Source organism: Polaromonas sp. P1_G2 (genome assembly GCF_056405515.1).
On the sequence record NZ_JBFUBY010001592.1, the window covers coordinates 1 to 380 of the forward strand.

At 66.3% G+C, this 380-nt stretch carries 1 pseudogene; it reads left to right on the forward strand.

Annotated features, from left to right (window positions below):
• Window positions 1-380: pseudogene (locus AC1D0P_RS31690) on the forward strand (hypothetical protein); the annotation flags it as partial.

The following is a 380-nucleotide window of genomic DNA, read 5'->3' on the forward strand; positions in this document are numbered from 1 at the left end:
CCGCCTCAACACCATCCGCCGCCTGGCTGACCATCCTGCCGGTGGCGCTGATGATCGCCGCCGGCGCAATACTCGCCACGATCCGCACGCGTCTCAGATGGCATGCTCCACTTGCCCTCGGCGCCTTGTCGCTCCTCGTCCTTCTCGATTCCATGCTCCTCCACCGTGTCGCCACCGAGGGCCCGCTGACCATGGTCATGGGCCGCTGGCTGCCACCCTTCGGTATTGCCTTCACCGTCGACGTGCTCGGTGCGTTGATGGCGCTCGCCGCTGCCATCGTCGCACTGCTGGCCGGCCTGTTTTCCCTCGCCGACATCGACACCAACCGCCGCCGCTACGGCTTCTATCCGATGCTGATGTTCCTGATGGCGGGCGTGACG